Source organism: Streptomyces sp. NPDC053426 (genome assembly GCF_055585405.1).
The window spans coordinates 260446-281269 of record NZ_JBVJKE010000013.1; the positions used below are offsets into that span (position 1 = coordinate 260446).

Sequence of the window (20824 nt, forward strand, 5' to 3'; positions counted from 1 at the left end):
AACACGGTCGTTTGGGTCGTTGTCAGACCTAGGACCTAGTCTGTGCACCGTGACTTCGCCTGCATCGACGGACAGCGTTCCGCCCCAGCTCAGCGCGGGGCCGCGGCCCGCGCCGGGCCCGGCCGCCGACGAAGGGCTGGCGCGGCGGCTGCGCGCGCTCGCGTGCACCGCGCCGCTGCACGACCTCGACGCGCGCAAGGCCAACCTCGCCGGCGAGTACTCGGTGTACGGCATGGCGGAGATCGCCCTCGCGGGCATCGACCTCGTCACCCTGAACATGGACTTCGACACGGGCGCGGACCACGACCAGATAGTCGCCCGGCTCATCCCGCGCATCGCCGCCCAGGCCCCGCGCCGCTCCGCCGCCGAGCACGAGCGGGTGGCCCGCTGGGTCCTGGAGAACCTGATCAACGTCGGCAGCGTCGACCGCGGCTTCCGCGCGGTGTACGGCGTGTTCGGGGCGGACGGCACCTACGTGCGCCGCGACTACGACTTCAAGCTGATCGAGGAGGTCCCCGGCCCCGGCGGCACGGTGTACCTGCGGACCACCGACGAGGCGGTCAACGTCCTGGTCGGCGCCCTGGACACCGATGTCACCAGCGCGCAGATCGCCGCCGAGGTCAAGCTGGAGGTGCTGATCAGCCGGGGCAGGCTCGCCGACGCCCAGCTCGCAGCCGAGCAGGCCCGCTACCGGACCGTGCAGTACTCCGAGACCCTGCGCCGGGCCCTGGACGCCACCCGCCGCAACGTCCGCGCGGTGGACTGGCTGAGCGCCGTGCCCGACATGATCACCGAGGCCCTCGACCACGTCGCGGACCGCTACCGCCACGAGAACGCGATCCTCACCAACATCCGCAAGGCCCGCGACGAGTCCGAGGACCCCGAGCACAAGCGCCGGGCGGCCGAACTGGTGGACATCGTCAAGGACTGCATCCGGCGCCACACGCAACTGCAGTCCCGGCTGCTGGAGGCCGGCCCGCTGTTCCGCGCCGAACAGGACCGGCAGGCCTTCGCCACCCCCACGTCGGCCTCGGGCACCGACCTCTACGGCCACCTCCTCGCGCCCCTGCTGCCGCTGCCCGTGGAGCGGGCGGCCCGGGTCACCGACGCCTTCTTCGCCCACGGCACCGGACTGCGCACCCCGGTCTCCGTCCGGGTCGCCGACCTCGTCGAGATCCTGCTGACACCGCCCGTGGAGCGGGAGCACCTCGGCGCCGAGATGCCCGAGCCCGACCTGATCGCCACGCCCGACGACAGCCGCTTCAGCGAGGAGCAGCTGGCGGCCGCCACGGAGCTGCTGGACCTGCCGGCCGACGCACCGCGCAGACTCTCCGGACTGCTCGCCGAAGCCCGCCGCCAGGACCCCGAACTGCCCTACCTGGTCGCCCTGCTCGCCATCCACGCCGCCAGCCCCCCGGTCGGCACCGCCTACCGCCAGGGCGAACCGAAACTGCTGTTCGCCGTGGACGACGGAACCGACCTCGACGACCCCGAGTTCGGCGGCGCCGACCTCATCGTCGGCACGGCCCTGCTGGACGCGGCGGGGATGGCCGCGGACCGGTCGGAGGCGGCATGACGGAGCAAGCAGTCCGTACCGAGGTGTCCCAGAGCAAGGAGTCCCGACCGTGACCGAGCACGTCGAGTGGAGTGAGCCGGAGGCCGTGGCCGCACCGGCGAGCGCCGCCGTCACACCCGCCGACGCCGCCGACGCGGCACGGCTCGTCGCCTTCGGGCTGCAGCCCAAGCTCCAGCCCGCCCGCGACCAGGAGTACGCCGACCTGCTGCGCCGCTACCGCGAGGACCCGCCGTTCGCGCGGCTCGCCGACGCCGTGGCCACCGGCCTCGGACTGATCGTGCTGGAGGTGTCCCCGCGCGCCGGCATGGCCGTCACCGCCGCCGAGGACTCCGTCTTCGCCGTCCGCATGGGCGACTACGCGCGCCGCACCTCCGCCGACGGCGGCGACAGGTTCCTGCACGGGCTCGCCCACCTCGCCGTCGCCGCCATGGCCTTCCCGCGCCCCGAGGACCTCGCCGACGACGGCTACATCGGGCGCGTCACGGTCAACGGCGTCGACGCCTTCGTCCGCCAGGCCTGCCACCGCCTGGAGGAGCGGGCCGCGCAGCAGGGCGAGAACACCGACCCGGCCAGCGACGCCCCCGGCCTGGAGGCCGCGTGGCGGATCTGGGCCAGACGCAGCTCGACCGGCGCCACCAAGGACGCACGCCGGCTCGCGGGATCGACCACCGGCATCGTCGCCAAGGCCGTCGGCTTCCTCACCGACTCCGGCTTCCTGCAGCGCACCGGCGACGACAACGGCGGTACGTACCGCACCACGGCCCGCTACCAGCTCCAGGTCCGCGACATGGCGGGCGGCGCCGCCATGGCCGAGCTGCTGGAACTGGGCGTCGTCCCGGTCACCGACGGGACGCCCACCCTGCTGCCGCCCGAGGACGGCGACGACCTGGAGCTGGTCGCCGACGCCGGCCTGCCGTTCCACTCCGCCTGAACCCCCGTCTCACGAAGCCTCACGAGAGTCCGCCATGTACGAGCTGTCCCGGGTCCGCCTCTACTCCATCGGGCCGGCCGGTGCGCGCTACGCCGACACCGTGCTCGACCTGCGCGGTGTCGGCGGGGCCGTGCCCGACCCCGCGCCGAGGCAGGCGGAGTTCTTCCAGGAGGAGCCCGTCGGCCCGCCGCGCCGGCCGGCGCCCGCCGGGGTGCTCTTCCTGGAGAACGGCGGCGGCAAGTCGGTCCTGCTGAAGCTGATCTTCTCCGTGATGCTCCCGGGCCACCGCAACACCCTCGGCGGCGCCAGCTCCGGTGTGCTGCGCAAGTTCCTGCTCGCCGACGACTGCGGCCATGTGGCGCTGGAGTGGCAGCACGTGCAGACCGGCGAGTGCGTCGTCGTCGGCAAGGCCAGCGAGTGGCGGGGCCGCCAGGTCTCCAACGACCCCAGGAAGTTCGCCGAGGCCTGGTACTCCTTCCGGCCCGGCCCCGGTCTCAGCCTGGACAACCTCCCCGTCGCCGAGTCCACGGCCGTACGGCCGCCCGTCGAGGGCCAGTCGGGCGCGCGGGGACGGCGCCGCACCATGAAGGGCTTCAGGGACGCCCTCACGGAGGCCGGCAAGAACTACCCGCACCTGGAGGTGCACTGGGAGGAGATCCACGAGCGCTGGACCGAACACCTCGGCGAGCTGGGACTCGACCCGGAACTCTTCCGCTACCAGCGGGAGATGAACGCCGACGAGGGCGAGGCCGCCGGCCTCTTCGCGGTCAAGAAGGACTCCGACTTCACCGACCTGCTGCTGCGCGCCGTCACCGACACCCGGGACACCGACGGACTCGCCGACCTGGTCGGCGGCTTCGGCAACAAGCTGGGCCGGCGCGCCGAACTGATCGCCGAACGCGACTTCACCGCCGGGTCCGTCGACCTGCTCGGCCGGATCGTCGAGGCCGCCGAGGCCCGCACCCGCGCGCGGGAGATCCACACCACCGCCGAGCGCCGCACCCGCACCCTGGCCCGCAGGCTCTCCGCGCGCGGCGCCCGGGAACGCGTCCGCGCGGCCGACCTGGCGCAGCGGGTCACCGCCGCCGCGTACGCCGTCACCCACGCCGAGTCGGCACGCGAGCACAGCGCGCTGATCTCCGCCGAACTCGCCTACCGGCACGCCTCCCTGGCGCTCGCCGCCGCCGAGAAGTCCGCCGCCGCCCAGAAACGCGAACTCGCCGACGCGCGCACCCTGTACTCGGCCTGGCAGGCCGCCGAGGCCGTACTGCGCCACCGCGCCGCCGCCGACCGCGTCGCCCGTGTCTCCGCCGCGATCCAGGAGGCCGAGCGGGACGCGGCCCCCGCGCTGGCCGCGCGCGCCAAGGCCGCCGTCGACCTGGTACGCGCCCTGCACGCGGCCGCGCGGAACGCCGAGGACCTCGCCAACGAGGAGGAGGAGCGCTCCGCAGCCCTCCAGGAGGTCAGCGACGGCGCCTACCGCGACTCCACCGCCGCAGCCACCGAGGCACAGCGGGCCCGCAGCGAGGTCGGGCACCTGCGGCAGCGGCTCACCGAGGTCGAGCAGGAGACCGCCGAGGCCGTACGGGCCGGCTGGCTCGACGACAGCGCCCCCGACGCCGACCCCGCCAGGGCCGCCCTCGCGGCCAGTGACGCCGAGAAGACGGCGGTCGCCGCCTGGGACGCCGCCCGCGAGACGGCCCGCCGGGCCACCGAGCACGCGCGGGAGGCGGCCGCCGCCGAGAGCCGCGCGGAACTCACCGCGGCCCGCGCGGCGGACGCGGCCACGGCGGCCGAGCGCGCCCACGAGGGCGAGCGCCGCACGGCCGAGGCCCTCGCCGCCGAGCAACGGCTGGCGGAACTGCTGAGCCTGCCGGGAACCACCGGCGGGCAGCGGGCGAACGTGCCGGGCCGGCGCACGGACGCCGACCGCGCGGCGGGCGATCCCGACGCCGGGTCGTCCCCCGGCGAGGGCGCCCTGACCGCCGAGGAGCTCGACCGCTTCGCCGACGAGCTGCGCGAACTGCTCGACGACGCCGTCTCCTCCGCCGAGCGGCAGCTGTTCGACCTGCGGACCGCCGCCGCGGACGACGCCCGCATCCTCGGCGCCCTCGGCGACGGCGGGCTGCTGCCGCCCGGCCCGGACGTGCTGGCGACGGTCGAGTTCCTCGGCGAGCACGGCATCCCGGCACTCCCGGGGTGGCGCTACCTCGCCCAGGCCGTCGACCCGGCCGACCACGCGCGCGTGCTCGCCGCCCGCCCCGAGCTGGTCGACGGCGTCGTCATCACCGATCCCGACTCCCACCTCCGCGCCCGTGAGGCGCTGAGCGACGCCGCCCTGCTGCCCCGGTCCGCCGTCGCCGTCGGTACCGCCGCCGCCCTGCTCGCCCCCACCCCCGCGCCGGGCACGGACACCGGGGACGTCTTCCTCGTACCGCCGAACCCGGCCATGCACGACGAGCACGCCGCCGACGAGGAACGGCAGACCCTGCGCGCGCGGGCGACCGAGCGGGACGAGGAGATCCGCACGCTCGCCGCCCGGCTCGGCAAGGACCGGGAGCTGGCCGCGCGGCTCGCCTCCTGGCGCACCGGCTGCCCCGCCGGACGGCTCACGGAGCTGGCCGGTACGGCCCACGAGGCACGGGCGTTCGCCGAGGAGTCCGAGGCCGAGCTGGCCGAGGCGCGCACCGTGCGGGCCGAGGCCGAGGAGACCGCCGCCGAGGCCGTCGGCGTCCGTGACGAGCGGCAGGAAGCCGCGCAGAAGGCCCGGCGCGCGGCCGACGCCCTCGCCGGACTCGCCTTCCGGCTGCGCGAACGGGCCGGCTGGCAGGTCAAGCTGCGCGAACTCGCCGACGACGCGGCCGAGGCGGAGGCCCGCGCCCAGACCTGCCTGGAACGGGCGCGCGCCGCCGACGAGGACCGGCGCGGCGCCCAGCGGGCCGCCGACGACGCCCGGCGCACCGCCCGTGCGCTGCGCGCCGAGCGCTCCGAGATCGCGGGCGCCCCCGACGACGTGCCCGAGGACGGCACCGGAGCGCCGCAGGCCTCCCTGCCCGCCCTGCGGGAGGCCTACCGCGCCGCGTCCCAGGTGTACGAGAAGGTCGGCGTCGGCGCCGACCTGCGCGCCGAGCAGGCCCGCGCGGAGAGCGACGAGAGCGCCGCCCGCGCCGAACTGGACCGGCTCAGCAACAAGGTCCGCACCCGCGCCGAGCAGCTGCTCCAGTCGCCCGACGGCTCCGACGGGCCCAGCCGGCAGGCCGCCGCCGCCCGCGCCGAGGAGCTGGTGCAGCTCCTGGAGACCCGCATGTCCAGTGCGAGCGAGCAGCTCGGACGGCTGCGCGGCGAGGCCGAACGGCTCGCGCCCGAGGACGGCGAGGCGCACACCGTGCTCCCCGAGGAGCTGGTGCCGCGCGACGCCGAGCACGCGCAGTCCCTCCTGCGCACCGCCACCACCGAACTCGCCTCCCGCAGCGAGGCCCTGAGCCAGGCCCGGGAGGCCCACGCCGAACTCCTCGACGCGCACCGCGCCGCCGAGGACGCGGCCGGCGGCTTCGACGAGATCGCCGCCATGCTCCGCGACCTGCTGCGCGAACACACCCCCGAGGAGGAGCAGGAGCAGCCCGAGCCCTACCCGGGAAGCCTGGACGAGGCCCGGCAGTCCGCCGCCGAGTCCCGCCGCTCGCTGCGCGGCTGCGCCGCCGACCTGTCCGCCGCCGAGTCCGCCGTGCGCGAGGCGAGCGACGTCCTCGTCCGGCACGCCAACTCCACGCGCTACGAGCAGGTCCGCACGCCCGCGCGCCAGCAGATCCGCGAACTGCCCGCATCCGCGCTGCCCGAGCACGCCCAGAAGTGGGCGGACGCCTTCGCACCCCGGCTGCGGGTCCTCACCGACGAGCTGGAACAGCTGGAGCGCAACCGCGACTCGATCGTGGACCGGCTGCGGGGCCTGGTCGAGTCCGCCCTCGCCACCCTCCGCTCCGCCCAGCGGCTGTCCCGGCTGCCGGAAGGCCTCGGCGAGTGGTCCGGACAGGAGTTCCTGCGCATCCGTTTCGAGGAACCCGACCAGGCCACCCTCACCGAGCGGCTCGGCGAGGTCGTCGACGAGGCGACCCGGGCGGCCGTCAGGAAGAACTCCGACCTGCGGCGCGACGGCATGTCCCTGCTGCTGCGCGGGGTCGCCGCCGCCCTCCAGCCCAAGGGCGTCGCCGTCGAGATCCTCAAGCCCGACGCGGTACTGCGGGCCGAACGCGTCCCCGTCGGCCAGATGGGCGACGTGTTCTCCGGCGGCCAGTTGCTCACCGCGGCCATCGCCCTGTACTGCACGATGGCCGCCCTGCGCTCCAACGACCGCGGCCGGGACAAGCACCGCCACGCAGGCACGCTGTTCCTGGACAACCCCATCGGCCGCGCCAACGCCACCTACCTCCTGGAGCTCCAGCGCGCGGTCTCCGACGCGCTCGGTGTCCAGCTCCTGTACACCACCGGTCTGTTCGACACCACGGCGCTCGCGGAGTTCCCGCTGGTGATCCGGCTGCGCAACGACGCCGACCTACGGGCCGGCCTGAAGTACATCAGCGTGGAGGAACACCTCAGGCCGGGGCTCCCGCAGCAGGACCCGGCCGAGGAGGCGCACAGCGAGATCACGGCGACCCGCATGTTCAAGCGGCCCGCGGCGGCGAGCGGCTGATCAGGCGGTGCCCCGGACGCGGCTCAGAAGCCGTAGCCCATGCGCCGGGACAGCTCGGCCGCCGCCGTCGCCGTCCGGCTGCCCAACCCGGGCAGCCGGTCCGCACGCAGCCGGTACACCGGCCCCGAGACACTGATCGCCGCCATCACCGTGCCGTCGTGCGAGCGGACCGGCGCAGCGACGGCCGCGAGTCCCAGCTCCAGCTCCTCCAGCGTGGCGCCGTACCCCCGCTCGACCACCGTCTCCAGCTCACCGCGCAGCTCCGACGCCTCGGTGATCGTCCGCTCCGTGAACCGGCGCAGCGGGCGGGCGAGGTGGCCCTCACGAACGGCGGGTGGCAGGTGGGCCAGGAACACCTTGCCGCCGGCGGTGGCGTGCAGCGGGGTGCGTCTGCCGAGCCAGTTCTGCGCGGTGACCGACGCCGTGCCCCGGGCCTGCATGATGTTGACGGCGGCGTCGTCGTCCAGCACCGCTATGTTCACCGTCTCGCCCAGCTCGTCGGCGAGGTCCCGGCAGACCGGGACGCCCTCCTGCGAGATGTCCAGCCGCACGGCGGCCGCCCCCGCGAGGCGCAGCACACCGGCACCCAGGTGGTACTTGCCGCGGTCCTTGGTCTGGGCCACCAGACCGCGGTTCTCCAGGACACCGAGCAGCCGGAAGGCCGTGGACTTGTGCACGCCCAGTTCGCCGGCGATCTCCGTGACACCCGCCTCGCCGTGCCGGGCCAGGATCTCCAGCACGCTCACCGCACGGTCCACCGACTGCACGGCACTCGTCGTGCCCCTCCCGTTCCCCCCGGGCTGTTTCCGCTCGCCGGTCATGGCTCGGCTCTCACCATCCGTCGGTAACCGTTGCGCAGCACGCCTGTCGGCGCGCCATGCGCGACTTCAGCGTACCGAGGGCCCGCGTCCCGGCGAGCGAGCGGTCTCAGGGGTGCGAGAGCTGCCCGGCTCCGCCCCGCCGGCGTATTCGAGCCTGCGCCCGCTGGGCGGCCCGCTGCTGACGGCGGGCGCGGCGCCGCTCGCGCCGCAGGGCCCGCGCGGTGCTGCTGGGCGCGGACACCACACCATTGCGCTGGTTCCAGACCTGGCGGGTCACCCAGACGTCCAGGACCGCCCAGGTCGCCAGGATCGTACTGACGACACTGCTGATGACCATGGGGAACGCCAGCCAGGACTCGGCCAGCGTGCACAGGAAGGCCACCATGGCCTGAATCAGCGTCACCGAGATGATGAGCACCGCCCGCACGGCCGCCGTCCGTACCGGGTCCGGCAACCGGCGCCGCCGGGCCGGCTCCTCGACCCACAGCGGCCGGTAGGAGGCCTTCCCGCTGAAGCCGCCGGGCTCGCCGGTGCTCCCCGTGCCCTCCCGCGCCGCGGCGCCGTGTCCGCCGGCCGTCCCGCGCCCGGACGCGGCTGCGCCGGGTCCGGGCGCCCCGGCATCCGACCGCGTCGTCACCTGCGCCGCCGCGCCCTCCTCGGGCGCCTCGCGCCGCTCCGCCGTGCCCATCAACGTGTCACTCCCCACCGCCAGCAGACCACTCACTCGTGTCCGAAGACCCGGTTCTCCAGTGGCTGCCCGGCTTGCGCCGTTCTACGCCGCCCAGGTGCGGGACACGGCTCTTGTGGCCGATTCCGCCCCCATTTCCCACAGAGAAGGACGAACGGCGCGTCGTGAAGATTCCCGGCCTGGAAAGAAACCGGCCAACCGTCCTCTCCCGTCCCGGAGGCCGGTGCCGGGAAGGTGCCCCCGATTCCGGGAGGCAATCTCCCGCAATGCCCGGACAACTCCCCATCTCCCGCCCCAGGTACGGAACTACAGCTTCCGGACGGCTCTTCGAGTTCACCCCGGCGCGGTAGTAGGCTCGCGCCGTTTGTTGACGCACATGTGTACCCCCGGCCGGTCGGGGGCCGAGCTGGGGGAGGCCATGCGCTTTCGCGGGAAGTCCATCCGCCGGAAGATCGTGGCGCTGCTTCTCGTGCCGCTGTTGTCCCTGACGACGATCTGGGCCTTCACCACGGTGCTCACGAGCCGCGAGGCAAGCCATCTCTTCGACGTGTCGTCGGTGATGGAGGAGGTCGGCTACCCCGTCGAGGACACCGTCCGCGTCCTCCAGCAGGAGCGCCGGCAGACCCTCGTCTACCTCGCCGACCCCCGCGCCTCCGACGGCCTCGCCGCACTCCGGCGCAGCCGCTCCGCCACCGACGACGCGGTCGCCGGCGTCCGCAGGAGCGCGACGGACGCCGATGTGCGCGAGGCCATGCACGGAGACTCCGACGAACTGGGCGCGGTACTGGACTCCTTCGAGGGCATCGAGTCCCTGCGCCGCAGCGTCGAGGACGGCACCGTCAACCGCTCCCAGGCCCTCGACCTCTACAACCGGCTGATCGACCCGTGCTACATCCTGCTGGCCAATCTGCACGTGGTCGAGGACGTCGAGCTCGACAAGCAGTACCGCGCCCTGGTCAGTCTCGCCCGCGCCCGCGAACTGCTCTCCCGCGAGGACGCCCTGCTCGGCTCCGCCCTGATCGTCGGCGAACTGTCCCGTGCCGAAGTGCGGGACATCTCCGACCTCGTGGCCCAGCGCACCCTGATGTACGACGCCGGTCTGCCGCAGCTGCCCGCGTCCGAGCGCGACCGCTACGAGACCTTCTGGAAGAACGCCGCGTCCGCCCCGCTGCGCGTCGGCGAAGAGGCGGCCGTCTCCTCCGGCACCGGGGAGCCCCGCGGCGTCACGGCCAAGAGCTGGGACATCGCCGCCGGCAATGTGCTCTCCGAACTCGGCACCCTCAACGACCAGGCCGCCGACCGCTACCAGGACCGCGTCCGCCCCGTCGCCATGGGCGTCATCGCCCAGGCCGTCATCGCCGGTGTCCTCGGACTGGTCGCCCTCCTGGTCTCCCTCGTCCTCTCCGTGCGCGTGGGCCGCGGACTCGTCCGGGACCTCCGGAAGCTGCGCCTGGAGGCCCACGAGGCGTCCGGTGTGCGGCTGCCCAGCGTGATGCGCCGCCTCTCGGCGGGCGAACAGGTCGACGTCGAGACCGAGGTCCCGCGCCTGGAGTACGACAAGAACGAGATGGGAGAGGTCGGCCAGGCCCTCAACACCCTCCAGCGCGCCGCCGTGGAGGCCGCCGTCAAGCAGGCCGAACTGCGCGCCGGTGTCTCCGAGGTGTTCGTCAACCTCGCCCGCCGCAGCCAGGTCCTGCTGCACAAGCAGCTCACCCTGCTGGACGCCATGGAACGCCGGACCGAGGACACCGAGGAACTCGCCGACCTGTTCCGGCTGGACCACCTCACCACCCGCATGCGCCGGCACGCCGAGGGCCTGGTGATCCTCTCCGGCGCCGCCCCCTCCCGGCAGTGGCGCAAACCCGTCCAGCTCATGGACGTCGTACGCGCCTCCGTCGCCGAGGTCGAGGACTACGAACGCATCGAGGTCCGCCGGCTGCCGAGGGTCGCCGTCACCGGCCCGGCCGTCGCCGACCTCACCCATCTCGTGGCCGAACTGCTGGAGAACGCCACGGTGTTCTCCCCGCCGCACACCGCCGTCCAGGTCCTCGGCGAGCGCGTGGCCAACGGCTTCACCCTGGAGATCCACGACCGCGGGCTCGGCATGGCGGCCGACGCCCTCCTGGACGCCAACCTCAGACTCGCCGAGACCCCCGAGTTCGAACTCTCCGACACCGACCGGCTCGGACTGTTCGTGGTCAGCCGCCTCGCCCAGCGCCAGAACGTCCGGGTCTCCCTCCAGCCCTCCCCGTACGGCGGCACCACAGCGGTCGTCTTCATCCCCGACGCGCTGCTGACGGACGACGTCCCGGACACCAACGGCGTCGGCTTCCGCCTCGACCGCCCCCGGCGCTCCACGGACCGCGAACCGGAGGAGAGCCGCCGCGCCGCCCTCTCCCAGGTGCCCGTACAGCTGCCCCGGCTCCCCGCCTCGCTGCTGGACGGACCGGTCGAACTGGAGGCCCCCGTCGACCTGGACGCGCTCGACGGCTTCCCCGGCGCCCTGGGCGACGAGGACAGCCGGCGCGGCGGTCTCTTCCGCCCCCGCCGCTCTCCCACCGGCACCCAGGAGGAGCGGCCCGGCCGCGAACACCATCAGCAGACCCCCGACACACCCGAGGGCGCGGACCCGGGCGGGGACGACCGGAGCGCCCCGGTCCCGCTGCCCCGCAGGGGAGCACCCAAGCTGGTCAGCTCCCACGGGCGCCCGGTCCGTGAGGCGCGTGCCCGTGCGGAACGCACGGACGAGGAGGGCACGCCCATCGCGCCCGCCCGGCCCGAGCTGGAGGCGGCGTCTCCGCTGCCCGCCCGCCGCCGCGGTGAGGACCCCACGGGGCGCCGGGGCCCCGGCCGCCCGGGTGCGGAGGCGCTGTCCCCGCTCCCCGCACGCCGCCGCACGGAACGGCTCTCCTCCGAGGCCGAGCGTGAACAACCGGACGCGGAGTCACTGCCTCCGTTGCCCGCCCGCCGAAGGGGCCCCGACTCCTCCCGCCCCAGGACCGTAACCGGGGACCGGAGCGACGCTCCGGCGCCCTCCGGCCCCGTGCGCGACGACCGCCCGGCGCCTCCCGGCCTTCCCCAGCGCGCCCGCCGCCCCGCCGCCGCGGCGAGCGGCCCCGACGACTCCTCGCCGGCCGCGGGAGACACGGGCACCGACGCCGTACGACCCGACGGCGGATCGCTGCCCCGGCGCGTACGGCAGGCCAGCCTCGCCCCGCAGCTCAAGCGCAGTGCCGAACCTCGGAACGAGGAAAAGGCCCGGCCCGTTGAACGGGATGCCGACGAAGTCCGCAGCCGCATGGCCTCGCTCCAGCGCGGCTGGCAGCGCGGCCGCGAGGAGAACGCCGCCGGCGACGAAGCCGACAGCGGCACAGCACCACGACGAACGAACAAGGGGGACGGTCGATGACCGCACCGAGGGCCACCGGCCACACCACGACCGACAAGGGGGAGCTGAACTGGCTCCTCGACGACCTGGTGGAGCGCGTCGCCAGCATCCGCAAGGCGATCGTGCTCTCCGGCGACGGCCTGCCCACGGGCGCGTCGAAGGACCTCACCCGGGAGGACAGCGAGCACCTGGCCGCCGTCGCCTCCGGCTTCCACAGCCTCGCCAAGGGCGTGGGCCGCCACTTCGAGGCAGGCGACGTCCGGCAGACCGTCGTCGAACTCGACGAGGCGTTCCTCTTCGTCACCGCCGCCGGCGACGGCAGCTGCCTCGCCGTCCTCGCGGACGCCGACTCGGACGTCGGACAGGTCGCCTACGAGATGACGCTCCTCGTGAAGCGGGTCGGTGTGCATCTGGGGGCCGCCCCGCGCACCGATCTGCCCTCGGGCGGGTAGTGGGATGACATGAGCGCTGACGGGCAGGGCAGGAGCCACTGGTTCGACGACGAGGCCGGACCGGTCGTCCGCCCGTACGCCATGACGCGGGGCCGCACCACCAGTGCGGCCCAGCACCGCCTCGACCTGATCGCGGTGGTCGTCACGGAGCCGCACGCGGACGATCCGGAGGACGATCCCACGCTCTCCCCGGAACACGTGGACATCGTCGAACTGTGCCGCGGCACCTCGCAGACGGTCGCCGAACTCTCCGCCGAACTCGATCTGCCGATCGGAGTGGTCCGGGTCCTCGTCGGAGACCTCGTGGAATCGGAATTGGTCCATGTGAACCGGCCGGTACCCCCGGCCGAGCTGCCGGACGAGAGTATTCTGCGCGACGTGATCAACGGCCTCCGGGCGCTGTGACCGGCGCGGAAGCGGGATACTGACGTGACAGGCTGGCAGTTCTGGGTCGACCGAGGCGGCACCTTCACCGACATCGTCGCGAGGCGCCCCGACGGCCGGCTGCTGACGCACAAGGTGCTGTCCGACAACCCGGCTCCGGAACAACCCCGGCACCGCGGGAGCCGGGGGACACGCGGCACCGACGCGGCGGTCGTGGGCGTCCGCGAACTGCTGGCCGGATCCGACGACCCCGTCGACGCCGTACGCATGGGGACCACCGTCGCCACCAACGCCCTCCTCGAACGCAAGGGCGAACGGACCCTGCTGGTCGTCACCCGCGGCTTCCGCGACGCGCTGCGCATCGCCTACCAGAACCGCCCGCACATCTTCGCCCGCCGTATCGACCTGCCCGAACCGCTGCACGAACGGGTCGTCGAGGTGGACGAACGCATCGCCGCCGACGGCACCGTCCTGCGCGCCCCCGACCTGGACGCCCTCACCGGACCGCTGCGACAGGCGTACGAGGACGGCATCCGGGCCGTCGCCGTGGTCTGTGTGCACAGCCATCTCCACCCCGCCCACGAACAAGCGGTCGGGGAACTCGCCGCCCGCATCGGCTTCCCGCAGATCTCGCTGTCCAGCGAGGTCAGTCCCCTGATGAAGCTCGTCCCGCGCGGCGACACCGCCGTCGTCGACGCCTACCTCTCGCCCGTGCTGCGCCGCTACGTCCGCCATGTCGCCGACGAACTCGAGGGCGTACGGCTGATGTTCATGCAGTCCAACGGCGGTCTCGCCGAAGCCGGCCAGTTCCGCGGCAAGGACGCCGTCCTGTCCGGACCGGCCGGCGGCATCGTCGGCATGGCCCGCATGTCGCAGCTCGCCGGCTTCGACCGCGTCATCGGCTTCGACATGGGCGGCACCTCCACCGACGTCTCGCACTTCGCGGGCGAGTACGAACGCGTCTTCACCACACAGATCGCCGGAGTCCGGCTGCGCGCACCCATGCTGGACATCCACACCGTCGCCGCCGGCGGCGGCTCGGTCCTCCACTTCGACGGCTCCCGCTACCGCGTGGGGCCGGACTCGGCGGGCGCGGACCCGGGCCCCGCCTGCTACCGGCGCGGCGGTCCGCTCACGGTCACCGACGCCAACGTCATGCTCGGCCGTATCCAGCCCGCCCACTTCCCCACGGTGTTCGGCCCGGACGGGGACCAGCCCCTCGACGCCGCGCTCGTCCGCGACCGCTTCACGGACCTCACCCGCGAGATCCACGAGCAGACCGGCGACGACCGCACCCCCGAGCAGGTCGCCGAGGGCTACCTGCGGATCGCCGTCGCCAACATCGCCGGCGCGGTGAAGCGGATCTCCGTGCAAAAGGGCCACGACATCACCCGGTACGCCCTCACCACCTTCGGCGGGGCGGGCGGACAGCACGCGTGCATGGTCGCCGACTCCCTCGGCATCCGCACCGTCCTCGTCCCGCCCATGGCCGGCGTCCTGTCCGCGCTCGGCATCGGCCTCGCCGACACCACGGCCATGCGGGAACGCTCCGTCGAGGCCCCCCTGGAACCGTCCTCCATGCCCCGCGTCCACAGGACCGCCGACGACCTGGAGGCGGCGGCCCGCGCGGAACTCCTCGCCGAGGACGTCCCCGAGGAACGGATCGAGGTCACCCGCCGCGCCCAGCTCCGCTACGACGGCACCGACACCACCCTCACCGTCGAACTGACCGAGCCCGGCACGATGCGGCACACCTTCGAAGAACGTCATCGCGCCACGTACTCCTTCACGCTCGACCGCCCGATCGTCGTCGAAGCACTCTCCGTCGAAGCCACAGGCATCACCGAACCCCCCGATCTCTCCGCCCTCGCTCCCTACGAAGGCACCCCCGGGCACCGCGCCGAAACCCCACGGACCGTCCGCCTCCACACCGGCGGCACCTGGCGCGACGTACCCCTCCACCGCCGCGAGGGCCTTCCCCCCGGCGAAACCGTCACCGGACCCGCGGTCATCACCGAGTCCGGCGCGACGACCGTCGTCGACGACGGCTGGCGGGCCGCGGCGACCGACGACGGGCATCTGGTCATGGAACGCGTCGCGGTCACGCAGAGTTCCGAAGCGGACACGGAAGCCGACCCGGTGCTGCTCGAGGTCTTCAACAACCTCTTCATGTCCATCGCCGAACAGATGGGCGCCCGCCTCGAGTCCACCGCCCAGTCCGTCAACATCAAGGAACGCCTGGACTTCTCCTGCGCCCTCTTCGACCCCGACGGAAACCTGGTGGCCAACGCCCCGCACATCCCCGTCCACCTGGGCTCGATGGGCACGAGCGTCAAGGAGGTCATCCGGCGGCGCGGCCCGGCCATGCGCCCCGGCGACACCTATGCCGTCAACGACCCGTACCACGGCGGCACCCACCTGCCCGACGTCACCGTCATCACCCCGGTCTTCGGCACCGGGCCCACCGACGGCACGGAGAGTGACCGGAAGGTCCTCTTCTACGTCGCCTCACGCGGCCACCACGCCGAGATCGGCGGCATCGCCCCGGGCTCCATGCCGGCCGACAGCCGCACCATCGACGAGGAGGGCGTCCTCTTCGACAACTGGCTGCTCACCGAGAACGGCCGCTTCCGCGAGGAGGAGACCCTCCGCCTCCTCACCGAGGCCCCCCACCCCTCCCGCAACCCGAGGACCAACCTCGCCGACCTGCGCGCCCAGATCGCCGCCAACCACAAGGGCGTCGACGAGGTCGGCCGCATGATCGAAGACTTCGGCCTCGACGTCGTCCAGGCCTACATGAAGCACGTCCAGGACAACGCCGAGGAGGCGGTGCGCCGCGTCGTCGACGCCCTCGACGACGGCGCGTACGCCTACGAGACCGACTCGGGCGCCGTCATCCGCGTACGCGTCCGAGTGGACCGCGGGAACCGCCGCGCGACCATCGACTTCACCGGCACCTCCGCCCAGCTGTCCACCAACTTCAACGCTCCCTTCTCGGTCGTCAACGCGGCCGTCCTGTACGTCTTCCGCACCCTGGTCGCCGACGACATCCCGCTCAACGACGGCTGTCTGCGCCCGCTGGACATCGTCGTGCCGGCGGGCTCCATGCTGGCTCCCGAGCCGCCGGCCGCCGTCGTCGCGGGCAACGTGGAGACCTCCCAGGCCATCACCGGAGCCCTCTACGCGGCCCTCGGCGTCCAGGCGGAGGGCTCCGGCACCATGAACAACGTCACCTTCGGCAACGCCCGCCACCAGTACTACGAAACCGTCGCCTCCGGCTCGGGCGCCGGAGACGGCTTCCCCGGCGCCTCCGTCGTACAGACCCACATGACCAACTCCCGGCTCACCGACCCCGAGATCCTGGAGTGGCGGCTTCCCGTCCGCCTCGAGGAGTTCGCGGTGCGCCGCGGCAGCGGCGGCGCCGGACGGTGGCACGGCGGGGACGGAGCCGTGCGCCGGATCCGCTTCCTGGAGCCGATGACCGTCTCCACACTGTCCCAGCACCGCAGGGTGCCCCCGTACGGCATGGCCGGCGGCGACCCCGGCGCACCGGGTGCCAACCGGATCGAACGAGCCGACGGCACGGTCACCCGGCTCGCCGGCAGCGACTCGGCGGACGTCGGCGCCGACGACGTACTCGTCATCGAAACCCCCGGCGGCGGGGGATACGGCCCGCCGCCCGAACCCCATCAAGCAGGAGAAGAGATCGATGATCTTCGGGCGTTCTGAGCGCGGCAAGCCCCCGGTCGAGCCCGTCACGCTCAAGATCCTGGTGGCCGGCGGCTTCGGCGTGGGCAAGACCACGCTCGTCGGCGCGGTCAGCGAGATCAGGCCGCTGCGCACCGAGGAACTCCTCACCGAGGCAGGGCGCCCGGTCGACGACACCTCCGGTGTGGAAGCGAAGAACACCACCACCGTGGCCATGGACTTCGGCCGCATCACGCTCCGCGAGGACCTGGTGCTGTACCTCTTCGGCACACCCGGCCAGGAGCGGTTCTGGTTCATGTGGGACGAGCTGTCCGAGGGCGCCCTCGGAGCCGTCGTCCTCGCCGACACCCGGCGCCTGGAGGACTGCTTCGCGGCCATCGACTACTTCGAGCGGCGCGCCATCCCGTTCCTCGTCGGCGTCAACTGCTTCGAAGGAGCCGCCCGTTACCCGGCCGAGGACGTCCGCCGCGCCCTCGACCTCGACGACCACGTACCGCTGCTGATGTGCGACGCGCGGGACCGCGAGTCGGTCAAGGAGACCCTCATAGGCGTCGTCCAGCACGCCATGGCCCAGGCCGCACAGCGACGCCAGACGGTCACCACCTGACACGCCGGCAGGCCCGCGGCCCGTACTCCCGCCGACCGGAGTACGGACCGCGGCGCGGAGAACGACGGGCCACGCGCGCGTGGTCAGCCGTCACCCTCCTCCATCCAGCCGAAACTCTTCTCCACCGCCTTGCGCCAGTTGCGGTACTCCCGGTCCCGCACCGGCGCCTCCATGGCCGGCGTCCACTCGGCGTCCTTCCGCCAGTGCGACTTCAGCTCGTCCAGGCCGTTCCACACGCCCGTGGCGAGCCCCGCCGCGTAGGCGGCGCCCAGGCAGGTCGTCTCGGAGACCCTGGGCCGGATCACCGGCACGCCGAGCACATCCGCCTGGTGCTGCATCAGCAGGTTGTTCTTCGTCATGCCTCCGTCGACCTTCAGGGTGGTGATCCGCACCCCGGAGTCCTGGTACATGGCGTCCACGACCTCGCGCGTCTGCCAGCTCGTCGCCTCGAGCACCGCACGCGCGAGATGCGCCTTCGTCACGTAGCGGGTGAGCCCCGTGACCACACCGCGCGCGTCGGAGCGCCAGTACGGCGCGAAGAGGCCGGAGAACGCGGGCACGATGTAGGCGCCGCCGTTGTCCTCCACGCTCGCCGCCAGCGGCTCGATCTCGTCGGCGGTGCGGATGATGCCGAGCTGGTCGCGGAACCACTGCACCAGCGCGCCCGTGATGGCGATCGACCCCTCCAGACAGTAGACGGGCGCCTCGTCGCCGATCTTGTAGCCCACCGTCGTGAGCAGCCCGCTCTTCGACGGCACCGGCCGGCTGCCGGTGTTGAGCAGCAGGAAGCTGCCCGTGCCGTAGGTGTTCTTCGCCGAGCCCACGTCGTAACAGGCCTGCCCGAAGACCGCCGCCTGCTGGTCGCCCAGCGCGGACGCGACGGGTACGCCGGAGAGCCGGCCCACGGCGGTGCCGTAGACCTCGGCGGAGGACCTGATCTCCGGCAGCATCGCCTCGGGCAGGTCCATCGCGGCGAGGACGGACGCGTCCCACTGCAGCGTCTCCAGGTTCATCAGCATGGTCCGCCCGGCGTTGGTCACATCGGTGACGTGCCGTCCGCCGTCGGTGCCGCCGGTGAGGTTCCAGATCAGCCAGGAGTCGATGGTGCCGAACGCGATCTCACCGTTCTCCGCGCGGGCCCTGAGCCCGGGCACGTTGTCGAGCAGCCAGGCCGCCTTCGGCCCGGAGAAGTAGCTGGCCAGCGGCAGCCCGGTCCGTTCGCGGAAACGGTCCTGCCCGTCCGGACCGCCGAGCCGGTCGCAGAGCGCGGCGGTCCGCGTGTCCTGCCACACGATCGCGTTGTGCACGGGCTTGCCCGTGGCCCGGTCCCACAGGACCGTCGTCTCCCGCTGGTTGGTGATGCCGAGCGCGCTCAACTGCTCGGCGCGCAGACCGGCCTTGGCGAGCGCCCCGGCGACCACGGCCTGCACCTTGGACCAGATCTCGGTGGCGTCGTGCTCCACCCAGCCCGGCCTCGGGAAGATCTGCCGGTGCTCGCGCTGGTCGACGGCGACGATCGCGCCGTGCCGGTCGAAGACGATGCACCGGCTGGAGGTGGTGCCCTGGTCGATCGCGGCGACGAACTTGTCCGTCATGACGTCCCCTTCGTCGTACGTGCGGAGGTTCGTTCAGAACGCTGCTTTGAAGACCAGCCCGGACAGCGCCCCGCCGATGAGCGGTCCCACGATCGGAACCCACGCGTAGCCCCAGTCCGAGGTGCCCTTGTTGGGAATCGGGAGCAGCGCGTGCACGACGCGCGGCCCGAGGTCACGGGCCGGGTTGATGGCGTACCCGGTGGGACCGCCGAGCGACAGGCCGATGCCGACCACCAGGAACGAGACGATCAGGATCGCCGTGCCCGACTCGCCGAGCCCCTTGGTGAGCCCGAACGCCAGGATCGGCAGCACCAGGCCCATGGTCGCGATGATCTCGGTGACGAGATTGGCGACGGGGTTGCGGATCGCGGGGGCCGTGGAGAAGATCCCGAGCGTCGGCTGGGCGATGTCCTCCTCGGCGTTGGCCTGGAACTGCGCGTAGTAGACCAGCCAGCACAGCACGGCGCCCAGCATCGCGCCGACCATCTGCCCGGCGACGTAGACGTGGACGTGCTCCCATTCCCCGGTGTCGACGGCGATCCCGAGGGTGACCGCCGGGTTCAGATGCCCTCCCGACAGCGGGGCGGCGGTGTACGCCCCGGCCATCACGCCGAAGCCCCAGCCCAGCGCGATGACGACCCAGCCGGCGTCCTTCGCCTTCGAGTAGTTGAGCACGACGGCGGCGACCACACCGGCGCCGAACAGGATCAGGATCGCGGTGCCGATGATCTCTCCGACGAATATGTCTCCGTTGCTCATGGCGGCTCCTAGGCCCCGGTCCGGGACGATCCGCCCCGGACCTCGCGTGCAGGGTGCGTTTCCCATGGCGACTTCAGCCGGAGGCAGGGAGGATCCGCGCCCCGCCCGGCGTCCGTGACGAGCGTGCCGTCGCAGCCGAATCGCCCGTGGGGGAGTGGGCCGTGCCGCAGGAGGCCCCAGCGGTGGCGTGCCGGAATACGCCGAGATGTACGGCGATGTCGACTGACACCGGGAAGTGTTCACCGGCACTCAGGGGGCGTCAAGGTCGCCGACCGCAACGGTTATCGGCCATCCGGCCGGAAGCGCCACCTCCGCGGCGGCGCGGGCACTCGATGGCCGGGGGCGGGTCCTTCCCCGGAGGAGCCGACTCCTGATAGATGCAGGAGACATGACACGACTCTCCCGCGCGGTACGCGGTCTGGTCACCGCCGTCGCCGCCCTGCTCGCCGCGACCGCCGCCTCCGCCACCGCCCAGGCGAAACCCGAACCCAAGGCGCCCCGCGACTTCGTGGCACTGAACGACGTGGACCCGACGATCATCCAGGAGATCCGTTACTTCACCCCGCACAACTTCGTCGGCGAGACCGTCGACGGCTACCGGCAGCCGCTGTGCATCCTCACCCGCCCCGCCGCCGAGGCCCTCCACACGGCGCAGCGGAAGCTGCTGCGCCAGGGCTACTCCCTGAAGGTGTACGACTGTTACCGGCCACAGCGCGCGGTGGACCACTTCGTGCGCTGGGCCGAGGACCTCGACGACCAGAGGATGAAGGCCGAGTTCTACCCGAACGTCGACAAGACCCGGTTGTTCGCCGACGGCTACATCGCGGAGAAATCCGGCCACAGCCGTGGCTCCACCGTGGACCTCACCCTCGTGGAACTCCCCACGGAACCGACGAGGCCCTACCACCCCGGACAGCCCCTCACCCCCTGCTTCGCCCCCGAGGACGAGCGGTTCCCCGACACCTCCGTCGACATGGGCACCGGCTACGACTGCTTCGACACCCTCAGCCACACCCTCGACCCGCGCGTCCAGGGCGAACAACGCGCCAACCGGCTGCTCCTCAAGAACACCCTGGAGGACCTCGGCTTCGTGAACCTCGCCGAGGAGTGGTGGCACTACACCTTCAAGCCGGAGACCCACCCGGACACCTACTTCGACTTCCCGGTGTCCCGGAGGTCACTCACCGGCCACAACTGACCGGCCTCCAAAGACGCCCTCACCGTGATC

13 protein-coding genes are annotated in these 20824 nt (G+C 72.9%); 9 read left to right on the plus strand and 4 right to left on the minus strand.

The genetic code is table 11. From position 1 onward, the window contains the following. The first annotated feature begins 49 nt into the window (after nucleotides 1–49). From ACZ62B_RS26495 to ACZ62B_RS26505, 3 genes are read left to right on the plus strand one after another with little or no spacing between them, the layout of a single operon-like run. The gene (locus tag ACZ62B_RS26495; RefSeq protein WP_344560697.1) at nucleotides 50–1576 is read left to right on the plus strand and encodes a hypothetical protein; all 1527 of its coding nucleotides are present in this window, start codon (nucleotides 50–52) and stop codon (nucleotides 1574–1576) included. Nucleotides 1577–1625: 49 nt separating this feature from the next. After that, nucleotides 1626–2507 carry a hypothetical protein gene (locus ACZ62B_RS26500; RefSeq protein WP_344560698.1) on the plus strand — a complete coding sequence of 294 codons (882 nt, stop codon included), beginning with the start codon at nucleotides 1626–1628 and terminating at the stop codon, nucleotides 2505–2507. 34 nt (nucleotides 2508–2541) lie between these two features. After that, nucleotides 2542–7194, plus strand: coding sequence for a hypothetical protein (locus ACZ62B_RS26505; RefSeq protein ID WP_469692286.1), 4653 nt, complete (start codon nucleotides 2542–2544; stop codon nucleotides 7192–7194). A 23-nt stretch (nucleotides 7195–7217) separates the two neighbouring features. Here ACZ62B_RS26505 and ACZ62B_RS26510 read toward each other — a convergent pair whose 3' ends face one another. Continuing rightward, nucleotides 7218–8015: an IclR family transcriptional regulator gene (locus ACZ62B_RS26510; RefSeq protein WP_344560700.1), complete on the minus strand. Its 798-nt coding sequence runs from the start codon at nucleotides 8013–8015 to the stop codon at nucleotides 7218–7220. Nucleotides 8016–8121: 106 nt separating this feature from the next. Next, the gene (locus ACZ62B_RS26515; RefSeq protein WP_344560701.1) at nucleotides 8122–8703 is read right to left on the minus strand and encodes a hypothetical protein; all 582 of its coding nucleotides are present in this window, start codon (nucleotides 8701–8703) and stop codon (nucleotides 8122–8124) included. 418 nt (nucleotides 8704–9121) lie between these two features. Here ACZ62B_RS26515 and ACZ62B_RS26520 point away from each other — a divergent pair, with 418 nt between their 5' ends. The 5 genes from ACZ62B_RS26520 to ACZ62B_RS26540 are packed head-to-tail and all read left to right on the plus strand — an operon-like array spanning nucleotide 9122 to nucleotide 17242. Continuing rightward, on the plus strand, nucleotides 9122–12112 hold the full coding sequence (locus ACZ62B_RS26520) for a sensor histidine kinase (RefSeq protein WP_468887846.1): 2991 nt from the start codon (nucleotides 9122–9124) through the stop codon (nucleotides 12110–12112). Next, nucleotides 12109–12543: a roadblock/LC7 domain-containing protein gene (locus ACZ62B_RS26525; RefSeq protein WP_344560703.1), complete on the plus strand. Its 435-nt coding sequence runs from the start codon at nucleotides 12109–12111 to the stop codon at nucleotides 12541–12543. The genes ACZ62B_RS26520 and ACZ62B_RS26525 overlap by 4 nt, the downstream gene beginning before the upstream one ends. 9 nt (nucleotides 12544–12552) lie before the next feature. After that, nucleotides 12553–12948 (plus strand): DUF742 domain-containing protein, encoded by a 396-nt coding sequence (locus ACZ62B_RS26530; RefSeq protein ID WP_468727667.1) that lies wholly within the window; start codon nucleotides 12553–12555, stop codon nucleotides 12946–12948. Between the two features lie 24 nt (nucleotides 12949–12972). Beyond that, on the plus strand, nucleotides 12973–16656 hold the full coding sequence (locus ACZ62B_RS26535; RefSeq protein WP_468727664.1) for a hydantoinase B/oxoprolinase family protein: 3684 nt from the start codon (nucleotides 12973–12975) through the stop codon (nucleotides 16654–16656). Beyond that, nucleotides 16637–17242 carry a GTP-binding protein gene (locus ACZ62B_RS26540; protein WP_344560706.1) on the plus strand — a complete coding sequence of 202 codons (606 nt, stop codon included), beginning with the start codon at nucleotides 16637–16639 and terminating at the stop codon, nucleotides 17240–17242. Before ACZ62B_RS26535 ends, ACZ62B_RS26540 begins: the two co-directional genes overlap by 20 nt. Before the next feature lie 83 nt (nucleotides 17243–17325). Here the strand turns inward: ACZ62B_RS26540 and glpK are convergent, their stop codons facing one another. Both glpK and ACZ62B_RS26550 read right to left on the minus strand, forming a co-directional pair. Continuing rightward, nucleotides 17326–18837: a glycerol kinase GlpK gene (gene glpK, locus ACZ62B_RS26545; protein ID WP_469692291.1), complete on the minus strand. Its 1512-nt coding sequence runs from the start codon at nucleotides 18835–18837 to the stop codon at nucleotides 17326–17328. 33 nt (nucleotides 18838–18870) lie between these two features. Next, complete coding sequence (locus ACZ62B_RS26550; protein ID WP_344560708.1) at nucleotides 18871–19596, minus strand: MIP/aquaporin family protein; 726 nt, start codon at nucleotides 19594–19596, stop codon at nucleotides 18871–18873. Nucleotides 19597–19984: 388 nt separating this feature from the next. Between ACZ62B_RS26550 and ACZ62B_RS26555 the strand changes: the two genes are divergently transcribed. After that, nucleotides 19985–20794: a M15 family metallopeptidase gene (locus tag ACZ62B_RS26555; protein ID WP_468727656.1), complete on the plus strand. Its 810-nt coding sequence runs from the start codon at nucleotides 19985–19987 to the stop codon at nucleotides 20792–20794. The last annotated feature ends 30 nt before the right edge of the window (nucleotides 20795–20824 follow it).

Excerpts from the sequence above, each read along its gene's own strand:
- ACZ62B_RS26505 (WP_469692286.1), top strand. The coding sequence starts at position 2,542 with ATGTACGAGCTGTCCCGGGTCCGCCTCTACTCCATCGGGCCGGCCGGT.
- ACZ62B_RS26510 (WP_344560700.1), bottom strand. The coding sequence starts at position 8,015 with ATGACCGGCGAGCGGAAACAGCCCGGGGGGAACGGGAGGGGCACGACG.
- ACZ62B_RS26515 (WP_344560701.1), bottom strand. The coding sequence starts at position 8,703 with ATGGGCACGGCGGAGCGGCGCGAGGCGCCCGAGGAGGGCGCGGCGGCG.
- ACZ62B_RS26520 (WP_468887846.1), top strand. The coding sequence starts at position 9,122 with ATGCGCTTTCGCGGGAAGTCCATCCGCCGGAAGATCGTGGCGCTGCTT.
- ACZ62B_RS26525 (WP_344560703.1), top strand. The coding sequence starts at position 12,109 with ATGACCGCACCGAGGGCCACCGGCCACACCACGACCGACAAGGGGGAG.
- ACZ62B_RS26530 (WP_468727667.1), top strand. The coding sequence starts at position 12,553 with ATGAGCGCTGACGGGCAGGGCAGGAGCCACTGGTTCGACGACGAGGCC.
- ACZ62B_RS26540 (WP_344560706.1), top strand. The coding sequence starts at position 16,637 with ATGATCTTCGGGCGTTCTGAGCGCGGCAAGCCCCCGGTCGAGCCCGTC.
- glpK (WP_469692291.1), bottom strand. The coding sequence starts at position 18,837 with ATGACGGACAAGTTCGTCGCCGCGATCGACCAGGGCACCACCTCCAGC.
- ACZ62B_RS26550 (WP_344560708.1), bottom strand. The coding sequence starts at position 19,596 with ATGAGCAACGGAGACATATTCGTCGGAGAGATCATCGGCACCGCGATC.
- ACZ62B_RS26555 (WP_468727656.1), top strand. The coding sequence starts at position 19,985 with ATGACACGACTCTCCCGCGCGGTACGCGGTCTGGTCACCGCCGTCGCC.